This window comes from Acinetobacter sp. P1(2025), from assembly GCF_051390655.1.
GTDB lineage: Bacteria > Pseudomonadota > Gammaproteobacteria > Pseudomonadales > Moraxellaceae > Acinetobacter > Acinetobacter junii.
This window is the reverse complement of sequence record NZ_JBPKBJ010000071.1, coordinates 1-16,846: the sequence shown is the minus strand read 5'-3', so window position 1 is coordinate 16,846 and position 16,846 is coordinate 1. Positions and strand designations below refer to the sequence as shown.

The 16,846-nt window shown below is 37.6% G+C and carries 15 protein-coding genes and 1 pseudogene; 6 read left to right on the top strand and 10 right to left on the bottom strand.

What is annotated here, in order from left to right; all coding sequences use genetic code 11:
* Positions 1-180 precede the first annotated feature (180 nt).
* On the top strand, positions 181-1,446 hold the full coding sequence (locus ACSC97_RS14825) for an MgtC/SapB family protein (RefSeq protein WP_436661691.1): 1,266 nt from the start codon (positions 181-183) through the stop codon (positions 1,444-1,446).
* Between the two features lie 24 nt (positions 1,447-1,470).
* On the opposite strand, the gene tsaA is transcribed toward ACSC97_RS14825, so the two are convergent.
* Entirely contained in the window at positions 1,471-2,193 is a 723-nt protein-coding gene (tsaA, locus tag ACSC97_RS14820) for a tRNA (N6-threonylcarbamoyladenosine(37)-N6)-methyltransferase TrmO (RefSeq protein WP_436661689.1), read from the bottom strand.
* Between the two features lie 100 nt (positions 2,194-2,293).
* Between tsaA and ACSC97_RS14815 the strand changes: the two genes are divergently transcribed.
* The gene (locus tag ACSC97_RS14815) at positions 2,294-3,073 is read left to right on the top strand and encodes a ferredoxin--NADP reductase (RefSeq protein ID WP_004911671.1); all 780 of its coding nucleotides are present in this window, start codon (positions 2,294-2,296) and stop codon (positions 3,071-3,073) included.
* A gap of 118 nt (positions 3,074-3,191) precedes the next feature.
* Here ACSC97_RS14815 and ACSC97_RS14810 read toward each other — a convergent pair whose 3' ends face one another.
* Entirely contained in the window at positions 3,192-3,752 is a 561-nt protein-coding gene (locus ACSC97_RS14810) for a TetR/AcrR family transcriptional regulator (protein WP_004953978.1), read from the bottom strand.
* Between the two features lie 447 nt (positions 3,753-4,199).
* On the opposite strand from ACSC97_RS14810, the gene ACSC97_RS14805 reads away from it, so the two are divergent.
* Positions 4,200-5,051: a hypothetical protein gene (locus ACSC97_RS14805; RefSeq protein WP_436661686.1), complete on the top strand. Its 852-nt coding sequence runs from the start codon at positions 4,200-4,202 to the stop codon at positions 5,049-5,051.
* Positions 5,052-5,296: 245 nt separating this feature from the next.
* Positions 5,297-5,752: a DUF441 domain-containing protein gene (locus ACSC97_RS14800; RefSeq protein ID WP_436661684.1), complete on the top strand. Its 456-nt coding sequence runs from the start codon at positions 5,297-5,299 to the stop codon at positions 5,750-5,752.
* Positions 5,753-5,825: 73 nt separating this feature from the next.
* On the opposite strand, the gene ACSC97_RS14795 is transcribed toward ACSC97_RS14800, so the two are convergent.
* A complete protein-coding gene (locus tag ACSC97_RS14795) occupies positions 5,826-6,746 on the bottom strand; it encodes a LysR family transcriptional regulator (RefSeq protein WP_171500868.1) in 921 nt (306 codons plus the stop codon).
* 246 nt (positions 6,747-6,992) lie between these two features.
* On the opposite strand from ACSC97_RS14795, the gene ACSC97_RS14790 reads away from it, so the two are divergent.
* Complete coding sequence (locus ACSC97_RS14790; RefSeq protein ID WP_436661682.1) at positions 6,993-8,207, top strand: MFS transporter; 1,215 nt, start codon at positions 6,993-6,995, stop codon at positions 8,205-8,207.
* 20 nt (positions 8,208-8,227) lie between these two features.
* Here ACSC97_RS14790 and ACSC97_RS14785 read toward each other — a convergent pair whose 3' ends face one another.
* The 3 genes from ACSC97_RS14785 to ACSC97_RS14775 form a co-directional block, all read right to left on the bottom strand.
* Positions 8,228-8,839: a DUF2238 domain-containing protein gene (locus ACSC97_RS14785; RefSeq protein ID WP_436661680.1), complete on the bottom strand. Its 612-nt coding sequence runs from the start codon at positions 8,837-8,839 to the stop codon at positions 8,228-8,230.
* Positions 8,840-8,900: 61 nt separating this feature from the next.
* Positions 8,901-9,521, bottom strand: coding sequence for a LysE family translocator (locus ACSC97_RS14780; protein WP_436661678.1), 621 nt, complete (start codon positions 9,519-9,521; stop codon positions 8,901-8,903).
* An 81-nt stretch (positions 9,522-9,602) separates the two neighbouring features.
* On the bottom strand, positions 9,603-10,586 hold the full coding sequence (locus ACSC97_RS14775) for an ion transporter (protein WP_130576245.1): 984 nt from the start codon (positions 10,584-10,586) through the stop codon (positions 9,603-9,605).
* Between the two features lie 252 nt (positions 10,587-10,838).
* Here ACSC97_RS14775 and ACSC97_RS14770 point away from each other — a divergent pair, with 252 nt between their 5' ends.
* Positions 10,839-12,296, top strand: a complete 1,458-nt coding sequence (locus ACSC97_RS14770; RefSeq protein ID WP_436661676.1) for a DASS family sodium-coupled anion symporter — start codon at positions 10,839-10,841, stop codon at positions 12,294-12,296.
* A gap of 59 nt (positions 12,297-12,355) precedes the next feature.
* On the opposite strand, the gene ACSC97_RS14765 is transcribed toward ACSC97_RS14770, so the two are convergent.
* From ACSC97_RS14765 to ACSC97_RS14750, 4 genes and pseudogenes are all read right to left on the bottom strand, one after another.
* Entirely contained in the window at positions 12,356-13,081 is a 726-nt protein-coding gene (locus ACSC97_RS14765; protein WP_212639463.1) for a hypothetical protein, read from the bottom strand.
* 73 nt (positions 13,082-13,154) lie between these two features.
* Positions 13,155-15,794: a bifunctional aconitate hydratase 2/2-methylisocitrate dehydratase gene (locus ACSC97_RS14760; RefSeq protein WP_004911724.1), complete on the bottom strand. Its 2,640-nt coding sequence runs from the start codon at positions 15,792-15,794 to the stop codon at positions 13,155-13,157.
* A 260-nt stretch (positions 15,795-16,054) separates the two neighbouring features.
* Positions 16,055-16,414, bottom strand: a complete 360-nt coding sequence (locus ACSC97_RS14755) for a hypothetical protein (RefSeq protein ID WP_436661673.1) — start codon at positions 16,412-16,414, stop codon at positions 16,055-16,057.
* Between the two features lie 102 nt (positions 16,415-16,516).
* Positions 16,517-16,747 (bottom strand): annotated as a pseudogene (locus tag ACSC97_RS14750) (DUF4124 domain-containing protein); the annotation flags it as partial.
* Between the last annotated feature and the right edge of the window lie 99 nt (positions 16,748-16,846).

Genomic DNA, 16,846 nt, shown 5'->3' with positions numbered 1-16,846 from the left:
CAAGATACGATAAGCTAAAACGTAACTATCAAAGCGCTGTTGCTTTAGCTTGTATATTTATATGGTTGCCTCTTTAGCTCAATTTATCGGCTGTAAATGTCAACACACCCTAAATATTTGAAATGTTTCATCCTTCCATATCAATGCTGCATGATGAACATATAACAACAGAGATAAACTATGGCTGAACTCATGAATTATTCGATACAAAATACATCATTCAGCCAACTTATGATGATTTTTGCAGTGTCTTTGGGCTGTGGATTATTGATTGGTTTAGAGCGTGAACGCAGTAAAAGTAGACATAAAACTAAAACATTTGCTGGTTTTCGAACTTTTGCAATCACCTCACTTTTAGGTACGTTGTGTTTTTTATTTAACTTAGAAATTGGAATCACGGGGGCAATTCTAGTCGGTGCAATTAGTATTGCATCGCTACGTAATCAACAAGATGATCCAGGGGTTACAACAGAACTTGCCTTTATCATGACCTATTTTATAGGTGCAGTATGTATTTGGAATATCAATTTAGCGGCAGGTCTTGCTGTCACTTTGACTATACTACTCTTTGCCAAAGAAACATTACATGGATTAGCTAATCAATGGATTAGCGAGACTGAATTAAGGGATGGTGTTTTATTATTGGCACTTATTCTTATTGGATTACCTTTAGCACCTGATAAAGCGTATTGGGGACCCGTTTTAAATCCTTATACGATTCTCAAGTTACTCAGCTTGATTTTGTTGGTTCAAGCGTTAGCTCATTTTGCCAAACGCGTGTTATCTTCTAGAAATGCGATCGTGTTTTCCTCCTTAGCTTCAGGCTTTGTATCAAGTACTGCAACTGTCGCAAACTTAGGTATGGAAGTTCGTAATAATCATGCCGACCCTAAAATCAATGCAGGTGCTGCGCTCATGTCATGCGTTGCAACTTTAGTTCAAATGCTGATTATCGTCGCTAGTATCAGCATGGCATGGTTAGAGCTTCTTTTAATACCCAGTTTAATTTCGACCTTATTACTATTTGCATGGTCTATTTACCTGTTGCTTAAATCTACTAAAAATGAGCTAAGTCAAAAAACTGATGAAAGTCGTATGTTTAGTTTTAAAAATGCGATTGTCATTACAGTAGCATTATCCACCATACAAGCAGCAGTCTATGGCTTAAATTTATGGTTAGGTAATAGCGGACTTATTATTGGAACATTCATAGCCTCTTTATTTGAAATTCATGCGGCAATTGCTGCGATTGTCGTCCAAGGCGATCCAAATACGGCTCAGGCAACGCCATTGCTAATTGCTTTAATGGTTGGTCTATGTGCCCACGCGATATCAAAAAGTATTAATGCTGGACTTACAGGCGGTTATAAATATGCACTTGCATTCGTTCCAGCACAGATTCTTCATATGGCTATTTTAGTTATTTTAGTTTGGGTATCCCGCTGATAAATATAATAGCCAAAGCTGACATTAAAGTTTCACAATTTCGATGGTATTCGCTATGACTTTGAAGTTTACATCGAATTGGGAAAACTTCATTTTATAAATCCGTTCAGCATCCTCATGATATGCAGGTCTTGGGTCCAAAGCCAATACTTGCTCCATTTCATTAAATATGCGAATAGGTATTTGGTCTTTTTGGATAAATTGTTGTCGTTGATGCAATGCCATCTCACTCCAAACAACTTGCTTACGCTGAGGCTCTGCTTGAGCATATCCACTTAATGCATTTGCAATAGAATCTGAATATTGAATATAAGGTTTAATGTCTACAATCGGCGTACCATCTAACAAATCTGCACCTGTAACATAAATTCGAACACGATCTGATAACTTTTCAATACGCAAGAATTGCACTACAGATAGTCCAATCGGAGATGGTCTGTACATACTTCTTGTGGCAAAGACACCAATTTTTTGATTACCACCTAATCTAGGTGGTCGAACTTGTGCTCGAAATTTATGTCCAGCATCAGTGTTGTTTGCTTGATGCTTATTGTCATGGAACTGCCAAAGTAGCCATAAATGACTAAATTCATCTATCCCTTCAAAAGCCAATATATCGTTATAAGGCTCGATCATTTCGATATATGACTCCACCTGAACCAAATTTGGTTGTCGTGGAATGCCAAATTTTTCACGATAAGGTGAATGCATATAACCAATGATCGGAATTGTAACAACGGGATTCATCACTTTTTCTTATAAAGACAATTAAATATATTCAGTTTATAGAGAATGATTTTAGATTAGAATAGCAATCTGTTTCTTTTAACTGTGATCGAGACCTTTAATGGCTGCTTTTAACGTTGAACGCATTACTCATGTTCACCACTGGAATGACACGCTTTTCAGTTTTAAAACTACACGCGATACAAGCTTACGTTTTAAAAATGGTCAGTTTGTAATGATCGGACTTGAAGTGAATGGTAAGCCTTTAATGCGTGCTTATTCGATTGCGAGTGCGAATTATGAAGAAGAATTAGAATTCTTCTCGATTAAAGTACCTGATGGTCCTTTAACTTCTATTTTACAAAAAGTTCAGGTTGGTGACGAAATCCTTATTTCAAAAAAACCAACAGGTACTTTAGTACATGATGATTTATTGCCTGGTAAAAATTTATACCTTTTATCTTCTGGTACTGGTTTAGCACCTTTCCTTTCACTTATTCGTGATCCTGAAACTTATGAAAAGTTTGAGAAAGTGATCGTTGTACACGGTACACGTTATATTTCTGAACTTGCATATCAAGATTTGATTCTTAATGAGCTTCCAAATCATGAGTTTTTCGAAGAGCTAGGAATCAAAGATAAACTCGTATATTACCCTACAGTTACACGTGAACCATTCCATACACAAGGTCGTGTGACTACTGCTATTGAAACAGGTCAATTATTTGAAAAAATTGGTTTGCCACGTTTCAATCGTGAAACTGACCGTGCAATGTTATGTGGTAGCCCTGCTTTCTTGAAAGATGTAGCTGCACTTTTAGATGAACATGGTCTCGTTGAATCACCACGTATGGGTGTAATGGGTGATTATGTAATCGAACGTGCTTTCGTAGAAAAATAATACCTATGCATTAATAAAAAAGCCGAGGAAGATATCCCCGGCTTTTTTATTATTAAATCTTATTAATAGCTTATTTAGTGATCTTTAATAATATTATTTAGAGCAATAAAACTATTTATTAAGCAGCTTCTAAAGAAATTAATCGCTCAATATAATACCAACACTCTTCAATTTGAACATGATCTTGATTTACCTTTGCAAGTGTCGTCATCCCATCAAGAATATTGATATACATCGTAGTTAACACATGAGGTTGAAATACTTTTGCCTTTTCAAATAGATCTTCAACTAAATTCATTAACCAATTTCTATAATCGACAATTGGACCAATAATAGATGGGTATTGTTGTAAAATTTCCAATGAAGCCTTTTGAAACATACAACCATGGAAATCATCCGAGTTAAACCATGACACATGCCAAAAATATACTGCTTTAATTTTTCCTAAATAATCACCCTCATCAATCTGATTTAATTGTTGCTCAATCGCTTGCTGAATGCTTTTATTTCTTCTAGATAGACACTCTTCGATTAGACTCTCTTTAGATGGGAAATACTTGTAGAAAGTCATCTTAGCGACGCCTGACTCACTGATAATTCGATCAATTCCTATAGAACTATAGTTATGACGGTTAAATAAATTCAGTGCCGTTGTAATAATATCTTCTTTTTTTGACATTTTATTATCCTTTAGAATTTTATCAAAAAACTTAATGTATTATTTAGACATAGTAAATGCTGGATAATTCTGGCTACTATGCTTATTCATATTATTTTAAGAGCATTATCGAAAATATGGAAACTTTTCTTAAACAACTCATGATTAAGTTAAGCAAAAAAGTAGGAATACACAAGATAATTTGTAAAAAAATTTTTCTTATAAATAAAACAGTCATTATTGTGTGCATTAAATCACTTTTTTACAATAATAAATTAGCTAATTAAGTACATCCCTTAGTTTTCAAAAACGAGAATCAATTGCTTTCAAAAAAAAATCGTCTTATATTTTATTAATCCAATAAAAAGATTTTTGGTTGAACTAAAAGATATATTTATAAGCGACCAAAAGAAATCGGCAATATATAATTGGAAAAAGCAATAATATTAATTCATTGAGTAGAAGACTATGCCAAAAAAATTTGAAGATTTTGATAACCCAAGACAGAAAGCTATAGACGGAATGAAAAATAGTATTTCTGAGGATTTATGGAATAAGAACGTGCAGTTTCTCAAAACTTTGCGCGAAGAGATTTCACAACATCCTGTGTCTAAACACCCTGCAATTCAGCTATTAAATGATGGCTCAATTGATAAAGAAACCTTAAAACATATTCATCTTGAATACCGACATGCCATAGTGCAAGTATTTACAGATGCTTTATTGATGGCTCAATTCCAAACCAAACAACTCGAACCTCGCCTGAAATCAGGTTCAAAGATGTATGCCCGCTTCTTACTCAACCTCAATGTCTTAGATGAGTATGGCTATCGTCCGGCCTTAGATATCAATGGATACTATGCTGGTAATCCTGATTATGCACACTATCCTTTATTTGAAGATGTACTCGATGATTTCGAATTAACACAAGCAGAGCGCAACAATTATCAGCCCTCGATTATTGCTCAACAAGTGAAGAACTATCTTGAATATGCTTTCGATCGTTATGAAGCCGTAACAGCGTTATTGGCTGTTGCAGAAGAAGAAGTTATTCTTTTTAGTCCTGCCTTGCGTCAAGCAACTAAAGCTGTAGGCTTTAACGTTGATAGTGGTTACTACTATGTGCATGGTGTTTCACAAGATGAAGCTGCTGACGATGACCATGAGGATGATCTCTGGTTTGTTCTAGCTCAAGCCTGTGTAGAATCTGACTATCCTTATATCCGACAAATTTGTTTAGAATATTGTGATTTATGGCAACAATTCTGGGATGAACAAATTGCAACTTATCAATTTGAATCGTTTAGAAAACTTGCATAATTTTCTTCTTAATAATAAGGTCATCTCCAAATCAAGGATTAAGATGACCTTAAAATTTTCGTTCGATTAATCAATACTGATATAAATAAGATCAACTGCTAAAAACTTTCGCCAATCATAGTGAGCTTGAAGCGAATCTTTTTTGTGTTTCTGAATGATTCTGCCTTTTAACAGCGAAGTTTACATAAGCTGTCAAACTTGTAGCCAATTGCGTTACAATTCAAGTTTTATTACCTTTCAATCCAATGTTTGCACACTTCGATTTCAATCTTCTAGTTTTGCTGATCTTATTAGGATTTGGTGTTTTCAGTCAAAATACGGCTGTTATTATTGCAACAGCTGTACTAATCATAGTGAAAATCACTCCGCTCAATCAGCTTTTTCCTTACATTCAGCAACATGGTTTAAACATCGGTATTATCATATTAACCATTGGTGTTCTTTCCCCAATCGCGAGTGGAAAACTCAGTGGTGAAAGTATTTTAAAATCATTCCTAAGTTACAAATCTCTTTTGGCTATTGCTGTTGGCATATTCGTGGCATGGTTAGGTGGACGAGGTGTGAAATTGATGAGTCACCAACCAGACGTTGTAGCAGGATTATTGATTGGAACAGTCGCAGGTGTTGCATTATTACGTGGAGTACCTGTTGGTCCCCTAATTGCAGCAGGCATATTATCGATATTGATTGGTAAGAGCTAATATCTCAAACCAATCAGATAACCTGCCGTTATAAATGTATCAAATCTATAACACAGACTTTAAAACGATCAAATTAACGTTCGTAATACATCACACGCTTTTGTGAGAATTTTTCTAATTGCTTTAAAAAGCCTTCAAAATAGCTTTTCTCTTTTTCGTCAGTTCGATAACCCGCATAGAGCGTTCTTCTCAAACCTTTTGGTGAAACACAATCTAAGCGGCGGCTTACAACCCATCCTTTTTGCTCATATTCACTCACAACCCAATCAGGCAAAGCTGCAATACCGCGCCCACTCGCTACAAGTTGAATTAACATCTGAGTCAAATCAGTAGTCCGAATGTGTTTTGGCAAAATATTCGCGGGTAAAAACAGATGAGCCATAATATCCAAACGATGCTTATCGACTGGATAGGTAATCAAAGTCTCTTCAGCCAGATCTTGAACGGTAATATGTTCTGCTCTCACCAAATGATGTGTATTTGATAAAACTAGACGTGATTCATACTCAAAGATTGGAAAATATTCTATACCCTTTAGCGCAATTGGATCTGCCGTGATCAGTAAGTCAAATTCAGCATTTTGAAGAAGTTCATGCGGGTTTGACTCAAAACCTGCAGCAAAGTCTAAATCTACGTCAGGATATTGTTGACGATATTGATTTAATAAAGGCATGAGCCAATCAAAACAGCTATGACATTCAGAAGAAAAAATTATGCGACCTGTTTGCCCATGTACGATTCGAGTGATATCCGTCTGTGCAATTTGAACTTGTGGTAGCACATCATCAGCTAATTTGAGGAGACGCTCACCCACATTAGAAAAACTCACAGGACGGCTACGTCGATTGACAACTTCTACACCATACCAATGGTCTAATTCTTTTAACTGATGAGAAATAGCAGATGGAGTCAGACATAAATCTGCCGCTGCGGCAACTAAAGAGCCATGCTCTCTTAAAGCGAGTAGTGTTTTTAAATGTCTAAGCTCTAACACAGCACCAACCATTATTGAATTTATTTCATCTTAACACAAAATTAATGAGTTAGCCTCACTATAAATTCCTGCTATTCCAAATGTCTAAAAAACGACTTATATCATATACATCATGTGTCAAATTCATGTGAACACACGACACTATTTCTTTGAATTAACAAATGCCTTGAGTTCATTTACGTTCCTTTTCACATTTTTGCAACTGTCTTGAATATAATAGTGGCGTCACTTTTTCCTTAAAATGTTATGTCATCTCCCTCAGAATTGAATCAAACAAAACAATATTCCTTATTTCTTGTAATTTTCTCCTTGGCTGTTGGTAGTTTCTGTATTGGTACTACTGAATTTGTCGCAATGGGTCTTATTCAAGAAATTGCAACTGATCTTCATGTCAGTGTCCCACATGCAGGTTATTTCATCAGTGCATATGCATTAGGTGTAATGGTGGGTGCTCCTATCATTGCGATCTTAGGGGCTAAAGTGCCTAGAAAAACTTTATTATTATCACTAATGCTGTTTTACGGTCTCGCAAATGCTGCTACTGCTTTTGCCACGTCTTCAGAAGCAATGCTTATTTCTCGATTCATTGCAGGATTTCCTCACGGCGCATACTTTGGAGTAGCAGCATTAGTCGCGGCTGAGTTAGCAGGTAAACATCATCGTGCAACAGCGATTGCACAAGTTATGATGGGCCTAACCATTGCGAATGTGATCGGTGTTCCTATAGCCACTTGGTTAGGACAACAGTTTGGTTGGAAGGCTGGATTTGAATTTTCTGCGACAATCGCTTTCATTACACTGATAGGCGTAAGTTTTTTTGTACCCAATATTCCTTTGCAAAAAACAGCTAGCATTAAAGCTGAATTAACTGGGCTAAAAAATATTAATATGTGGCTGACTTTGGCAGTTGGAGCAATTGGTTTTGGTGGCATGTTCTCTGTATATAGCTATGTGTCTCCGATACTGACTGAATATACACATGCAGATATCAGCATTGTGCCAATCGCTTTAGCAATATGGGGAACAGGCATGGTCATCGGAGGCTTAGTAGCTGGTTGGTTGGCTGACAAAAACCTATTCAAAACCATGATTGGTATCCTTATAAGTTCTGCATTGGCCTTTGTATTTGCAAGCTTTATGATGACAAATCTTTATACTGCCATCCTTGCTTTATTTTTAATTGGATTCACCGTAATTGGTTTAGGCGGTGCCTTACAAACACATTTGATGGATATTGCGGGTGATGCACAAACTTTAGCAGCATCTTTGAATCATTCAGCATTCAATTTAGCAAATGCCTTAGGTGCATTTCTAGGTGGATGGGTATTGAGTCACAATATGGGCTGGTTAGCGCCAATATGGGTTGGGTTTGTTCTGAGTTTAGGTGGATTAATTATTTTATTAATCGCCCTTGCCTACGCTAAATATTCAGCAAATAAACAGTCTGTTATTCTCCAATGACAGACTGACGAATTTTTTCGTTAGTGTCCTAACTTATAAAGCTGTCGGTCATGCCATTTAGACAATAAAAACAGAGCACTGACCGATCCTATCAAGGCGAAAAACATATCTGACTGGGTATCCCACTCATAACCTTGTGTTCCTAAAAACTCTTCTGCACCTTCACCAAGCGCAAGTGCTGCAGCCCATTCTATTAACTCATAACTAGCACTTATCGCAAGCACAATAGAAATGACAATAAAAATCAGCATTTTTCCATGCTTTAAGATGTCATTTCTCAACAAAATTTCACGTGCTGCAATTGCTGGAACAAAACCTTGCATAAAATGCCCAATTTTATCGTAAGGATTTCGGTCTAGACCAAACCATTCAGCCATTTCAAATCCAAATGGCACACGTGCATAGGTATAAGTTCCACCAACAATCAATACCATGCAATGAATAAAAATTAATATATAGAGAAGATTAGTCAGAGGAAATCTTTTATAAGTGTGAATCAATAGTGGAAAGACAATTAATACAGGTAATACTTCCATGAACCATGTACCACGTTCAAAAGGATCAATTCCTGAAATAATTAAACTCAAAACTAAAAAGAGCATCGCAAACAATAATACTAATTTTTGATTCATCGTCGCCCCTCAATTCTTTAATTTTAATAAGGACATTCTTCATGTCCATATTAATCTGTATTTAGATCGAAAAGAAAAATTTAAATGATTCAACAATCGGCGATACTACAGAGATAACCAATAATAATGCCATAGCTGTATTAAAATACTGAACCTTCTTCTGATCATTCACAATGCTTTGTAAGCGTTGCCCCATATAAGCCCAAACTCCAACACAAGGAATGCTAACCAATCCGAAAATCGCACCAATAAAAACAAACTCAGCCAAATGGCTATTTACAGAGCTATAGGTTGCAATCGCACCCAATGCCATAATCCAAGCCTTAGGATTAACCCACTGAAATAAGGCAGCCCCCATAAAACTTAATGGCTTTTCAGGCTTTTCTTCTCCATCTACTCGTCCTGCACCATAAATTTTATAAGCTAGATAAAGTAAATATACGATCCCAACTATTTTCAGTATTTCATACATCAAAGGAGATTGTCCAAGTGTGGCTCCTATACCGAACCCAACAAGCATAACCATCACACCAAAGCCAAATCCGATGCCTAAAATATGCGGAATACTTCGCTTAAATCCAAAATTCAAACCTGATGCCGCCAACATAATATTATTGGGTCCAGGTGTTATAGACGTGACAATCGAATAAACAACAAAAGAAAAAAAGGTCAGTAAACTCATATACAAAATCAAAGCAATTGTTCAAATTTACACTTACTATAACAGCCAATTAAGTCAGTTTATTTCAAACAATAAAACTTTTTATTCAGGTAGCTTTTCGCCGCAATAAGGACAATAGTGTTTCTTTGAGTTTTGTTGCTCTTGTTCTTCTAAGACATGCTCTCGCAAAAGTTGGATAATAATTTCATGCATTTGCTCTTTGGGTAATCCCACTCGCTGTCTTAACTTTTCTAATTCAATCGTATTGTGAACCACCTCAAAACCCTGCGCTTGAACAAGCTCACGGAACTCTTGTTCCAAACGCTGATTTCGTTGATTGAGTTCATTTGCCAAACCAGAAGCCAAAATACCCGCAGGTAAAGCTGCAATCCCCACACCTAAGATCGTAATAATTGCACCTAAAAACTTACCCATATTTGTGATAGGAGTAACATCACCATACCCTACTGTTGTAAGCGTAACGACTGCCCACCACATCGCGTGAGGAATTGAACTAAATGCTTCAGGCTGTGCTTTGTTTTCGACTACATAAATACCAGAGGCAGCCATCACGATAAGAATCACTAAGATAAAAATGACAGCTTGGAATGATCCTTTTTCACGCTTGATGACCCTGAGTAAAATTTGTAATGACACAAAATAGCGGGTTAATTTAAGGAGTCTCAACAAACGTAAGATTCGCAGCACGCGTAAATCAATTGGCACGAAGAAATTAAGATAAGCAGGTAAGATTGCAACCAAGTCAATAATAGCTCCCCCGCTACGCATCCATTTCAAACGCTGTTGGCTTGCTGGAAGACTAGGTTCCTTTTCAACAATACTCCAAAGTCTAAGTACGTACTCGATGGAAAATAGTGCGATTGATATATTTTCAAACACATCAAAATAGACTTGATACGCCAAATACAGTTCAGTAATTGACTCCAAAATAACTGCCGCAACGTTTCCAACGATTAAAAAAATCAAAAAATAGTTTACGCACAAACTAAAGGTGCTTTGATGATCATCATTTTGTAAATTATTATAAACAAAAAGTCTTAACCGTTTTATTGAAAGCTTTGCCATACCATACTTATAGTTATCTCAACCAAGACAAAAATGTATCATGTTGATCAAGCACTGGATACGATATTTGAGCATTTCCTGAATTATTTCGGTAAATCACATTGCTAAGAATAAAAAATAACTTTGCAGCAACAGTAGTTTGCTTGCTTATAAATTATCATTTAATCAAGTTCATATCCCAAAAATGATTTGAACCTATCACTTTTATAAAAACAAATTCCATCTTACACATGAACAGAACGAGAAATTTATATGGGCTTTAAACCTATTCCCACTTTGATTTCAATTGGTATCGCTTTAATCATATGGTTCATTATTCCTGTGCCGTCAGGTGTTAGCCCTCAGGCATGGCATCTGCTCGCTATGTTTATCGGTGTAATTGCCGCTATTATTGGTAAAGCTATGCCGATCGGGGCAATTGCAATACTTGCTATCACGTTGGTTGCCGTTACAGGTGTCACTAGCGACAATCCCAGTGATGCTATAAAAGACGCTTTAAGTAGTTTTGCTAATCCGCTCATTTGGCTGATCGGTATTTCTATCATGATCTCCAAAGGTTTGCAGAAAACTGGATTAGGTGCTCGCTTAGGCTATTTATTTATCGCTGTTTGGGGCAAAAAGACCATCGGTATCGGTTATAGCATGGTGCTGTCTGAGCTGATACTTGCACCAGTTACTCCAAGTAATACTGCACGAGGTGGTGGAATTATTCACCCGATTGTACGTGCAATTTCTACCAGTTATGACTCTGACCCTACAAAGGGAACTGAAAGTCGTATGGGGAAATTTTTAGCTTTAGTGAATTACCAAGCCAATCCAATTACTTCTGCCATGTTTATTACCGCAACTGCCCCTAACCCATTAGTGGTTGATCTGGTGGCAAAAGCAACCAATAGTGAAATTTCATTGAGTTGGAGTACTTGGGCAATTGCAATGTTACTCCCTGGTTTAGTTGCATTGATCGTCATGCCATTGATCATGTACTGGATGTACCCCCCTGAAGTGAAGGAAACTCCTAATGCAGCTCAATTTGCAAAAACAAAACTCAAAGAAATGGGTGCAGTAAGTAAAGATGAAATCATTATGCTTGGTGTTTTCGGAATATTATTACTGTTGTGGGCAGGTATTCCTGCCATGATCTTTGGTTCAGCGTGGGCTGTTGATCCAACTACCACAGCATTTATTGGTTTGACTTTGTTATTGCTGACTGGTGTTTTAACTTGGGAAGATATCCTGACGCAAAAAAGTGCGTGGGATACCATCACTTGGTTCGCAGCTTTAGTGATGATGGCAACTTATTTAAATAAACTGGGATTAATCACTTGGTTTTCAGGTGTCTTGGAAAATAGTATCGGTTCATTAGGTCTAGGCTGGATGCCTGCTTGTCTATTGTTAATGCTCGCCTATTTGTATGCACACTATATGTTTGCCAGTACCACAGCTCATATCACAGCCATGTTTGCAGCTTTTTATACGGCTGGACTCGCATTGGGTGCGCCACCGATGTTGTTTGCCTTAATGATGGCAGCCGCTTCCAGTATCATGATGACCTTAACCCATTATGCGACTGGTACATCCCCTGTGGTTTTTGGCTCAGGCTACACCACACTTGGTGAATGGTGGAAAGCTGGTTTTGTGATGAGTGTCGTTAATATCATCATCTTTGTGGTGATTGGCGGACTGTGGTGGAAAGTATTGGGTTATTGGTGATTTGATTTACACGAGTATTTCACTCCAATTGAAATGCCCGTATAACTAAAAAATACTATTTATATTTCAGGAAGTAACGATATTAATTTTTTCCGTGCAGCCAAAGCCGCTACTTTTCCTCTAATCGTAGATGGATGCTGTATTCTGTAACACAAGTATTTTTGATCATATATAAATTTATAGAGTTGATTTTTATCTATGCTTTCACCTTTATAATCCTGCCCTTGGGAATATAATTTTGGATCAAAAAACTCCCTTCTATAAATAGTATTCTGGCTTCCATTTGCTAAAATAATGATATTAGGTTCAAAATACTCAATTTGTGCATTTAGTAGTTCAAATGAAATACTTTTTATCTGTTCGAAATATTTTGATTTTATTGGGCTTTTTTCCTTCCATGCAAAACAAAATAAATTACAGTAAATTAATCCTTCAACACCAGATTTGTCCGCAATAGCTCGCGTGAAATCATGAAAGGTAACTTTCTTAGTTCTAGGTTCAAGCATCATTTTTTGGAAAAAGCTCTTATTCTTTTCAATTGATTTAACTATGTAGTGGTCTAAAGAATACACTTGATCTAACGTGATGTTCCATCCCCTAGTTTCAGCACCCACAATCATAATTTTATTCTTAGCAGTCCAGTAATGATCTGGCTCACTAGCAAGAAAAAGACCAGATAATCCTTCTTTATACTTACTATAATCATGTAGTGTATTAAAAAAAGACTCGTCAACTTTAGAAAGTATTTTTAAGTATTTTTGTTCTAAGTCATAAAAGTTTTTCATTCTAATTACTCAAAAATAAGGGCTGATTAATCAGCCCTTATTTTTAACTCATTAAAACTTAATTATCAATAAATTAAGTCAATTGAGCAGCTTGGATTTTCTTGGTATCAACTTGATCAGCTTCTTTTGTATATTCGCTCATCTTGTCGAAGTTTAAGTATTTGTAGATGTCAGCAGAAGCGCTGTCGATTTGCGACGCGTACTGTTGATATTCTTCTGGGCTTGGTAATTTACCAAGTACCGCAGCTACAGATGCAAGCTCAGCAGAAGCTAAGTAAACGTTTGCACCTTGACCTAAACGGTTCGGGAAGTTACGAGTAGAAGTTGATACACATGTTGTGTTCGGTGCTACACGTGCTTGGTTACCCATACACAATGAACAACCTGGCATCTCTGTACGCGCACCTGCACGACCATAGATGTTGTACATGCCTTCTTCCATCAATTGGTGCTCGTCCATACGAGTTGGTGGAGCCAACCATAAACGAGTAGATAATGAACCACTCGGTACTTTATCCAACAATTGACCCGCTGCACGGAAGTGACCGATGTTAGTCATACAAGAACCGATGAATACTTCATCAATTTTGTCACCTTGAACGTCAGAAAGAAGTTTTGCATCATCTGGATCGTTCGGGCAGCAAAGAATAGGTTCTTTGATGTCAGCAAGATCGATTTCATATACTTTCGTATATTCAGCATCAGCATCAGCTTTTAATAAGCTTGGGTTATCTAACCACTTCTGCATGTTTTCAGCACGACGAGCAAGTGTACGAGCATCGCCATAACCTTCAGCGATCATCCACTTCAACATTGTGATGTTAGAACGTAAGTATTCAGCAACTTTCTCTTCAGAAAGAGTGATTGAACAGCCAGCTGCAGAACGTTCAGCAGATGCATCAGAAAGTTCGAATGCTTGCTCAACAGTCAAGTCATTTTCCATTTCTGTTAAGTCGATCTCAAGGATACGACCAGAGAAGATGTTTTTCTTACCTTTCTTCTCTACAGTTAAGTCACCAGCTTTGATCGCATAGTAAGGAATCGCATGTACAAGGTCACGTAAAGTGATACCAGGCTGCATTTTACCTTTGAACTTAACAAGTACAGACTCAGGCATATCCAGTGGCATAACACCAGTTGCAGCTGCGAACGCAACAAGACCTGAACCCGCTGGAAATGAAATACCAATTGGGAAACGAGTATGTGAGTCACCACCAGTACCTACTGTATCTGGAAGTAACATACGGTTTAACCAAGAGTGGATAATACCGTCACCAGGACGTAAAGATACACCACCACGGTTCATGATGAAGTCAGGTAATGTATGGTGAGTTGTTACGTCAACTGGTTTTGGATACGCAGCTGTGTGACAGAAAGACTGCATCACTAGATCAGATGAGAAGCCCAAGCACGCTAAGTCTTTTAACTCGTCACGAGTCATAGGACCTGTTGTATCTTGAGAACCAACAGTTGTCATCTTAGGTTCACAGTAAGTTCCTGGACGGATACCTTGACCTTCAGGAAGACCACATGCGCGACCTACCATCTTCTGAGCTTGTGTAAAGCCTTTACCAGTGTCAGCAGGTTGTACTGGAGTACGGAATAAAGTAGAAGGCTCAAGACCTAATTCTTCACGCGCTTTAGCTGTTAAACCACGACCAATGATCAGGTTAATACGACCACCAGCACGTACTTCGTCTAAAAGTACTGGAGTTTTAAGTTCAGCTTCAGAAATTTGTACGCCATCTTTAAACGCTGTAACTTTTGCAGCAGCGTGATCGATTTTCAATACAACTTCGTCGCCCATGTTCATGTTCGCAACGTCGATTTCAACAGGTAATGCACCTGCATCTTCCATTGTATTGAAGAAAATTGGAGCGATCTTAGAGCCTAAGCACACGCCACCATCTTTTTTGTTTGGAATGTGTGGAAGTTCGTCACCGAAGAACCAAAGTACAGAGTTAGTTGCAGATTTACGAGAAGAACCTGTACCAACAACGTCACCCACGTAAGCAACTTGGTTGCCTTTCGCGATCAATTCTTTGATTTGGCTTAATGGACCAACTTCACCTGGTTTTTCAGGGTTGATACCATCACGTTCGTTTTTCAACATTGCGTTAGCGTGTAACGGAATATCTGGACGGCTCCACGCATCTTGTGCTGGAGACAAGTCATCAGTATTCGTCTCACCTGTTACTTTGAACACAGTGATTTTGATTTCTTCTGGAACGTCAGGACGGCTTGTGAACCATTCTGCTTCAGCCCAAGATTGCAATACAGCTTTAGCAGCAACATTACCTGCTTTAGCTTTGTCTGCTACATCATGGAATGCATCAAATACAAGAAGTGTTTTTTTCAATGCTTCAGCTGCTAATTCAGCAAGCTCAGCGTTATCTAAAAGATCAACAAGAGGAGCTACGTTGTAACCACCAAGCATCGTGCCTAGTAAGTAAACTGCGCGTTCTTTAGTTACAAGTGGAGAAGTCGCTTCACCTTTCGCAACCGCAGATAAGAAAGCAGCTTTAACGTATGCAGCTTGGTCAACACCCGCTGGAACACGATTTTCAAGCAAATCTACTAAATATGCTTCTTCGCCTGCTGGTGGATTTTTTAATAAAGTTACAAGTTCAGCAGTTTGAGCATCATCAAGCGGCTTCGGTGGGACTCCGAGTGCGGCACGTTCTTCAACGTGTTGGCGGTAAGCTTCTAGCACAGTGTTATTCCTCTTTTTTAAAAAATTACTTGTAAGTTCCAGCTTTTTTTCAAGCTCTACAAGTAATATGGACAGCAAAATTTTACTAGACTTCGACTTAAAAGTTAATGGAACTACCGTATTTCTACGTGATGCCCATTATTTTATAGCGAAATGTTTGTCACTTTTGAATACCGCTTTGGTCTTAGATCAAAGCCTAATAAAACAACAAATTAGGTACATAAAAAAAGACAACTCTTGTTGTCTTTTCAATGGTCAAATTAAAATGATTTATAGTTCGGTAACTTATCATGTGGTGTTACCAAACATTGATCCGTAAATTTCTTCTTTAAATCCTCACGGATCGCATCAGGATCAGACTTTAACTGATCTACTGGAAGTCTATAAACCGTTTCAATAATTTCGAAAATAAATTTACTCGTCATCTCATCTTCAATCTTGCTCGCATGTTCTTTTGCTTGCTTTTCTTCAATTCCATTCTGACGATCTAGTGCAATAGAACGAGCTGCATTACCAATACTTACGCAATAGCCATGCCACTGTTCTTCTGGTGTTAAAGGCTCTTTCTTACCACAACCCATCAAAATCAAACCGAGTGCAATCAATACAACCTTTTTCATCTTCATACTGCAGCTAATTAGATGTAGACATCATACTCAAACTCAAGCATTTTGCAAAAAAGATGCATTTAAAAACATCAGCTATCGCTAAAAAATTACATATCATTTTGTACACGACATGTTGTTTGCTGTTTTGAGACATTTGCCACCAGTCGAAGAGAGATATGTATTGCCTTGTACTAGATTGTAAGCCTTACCTTTAGTGTCCCAACAACGAACCCCATTACAATTCTTGATCGGAATCAAAACATCTGTTTTTGCTGCAAGTGCTACATTTTTAGTTTGTGGTGTTGTTGCAACTGCGGCTGTTTTTGTTTCTTTGTAAGCGTCCGCTGAACCCCATGCCTATTTTTTAATTTGAGTTGGATTTCCAGCGATGTGGCAGTAATTCTTCTATTTGGGTCGCTTTATGCGTCGGCAGCCTTTTCAGCA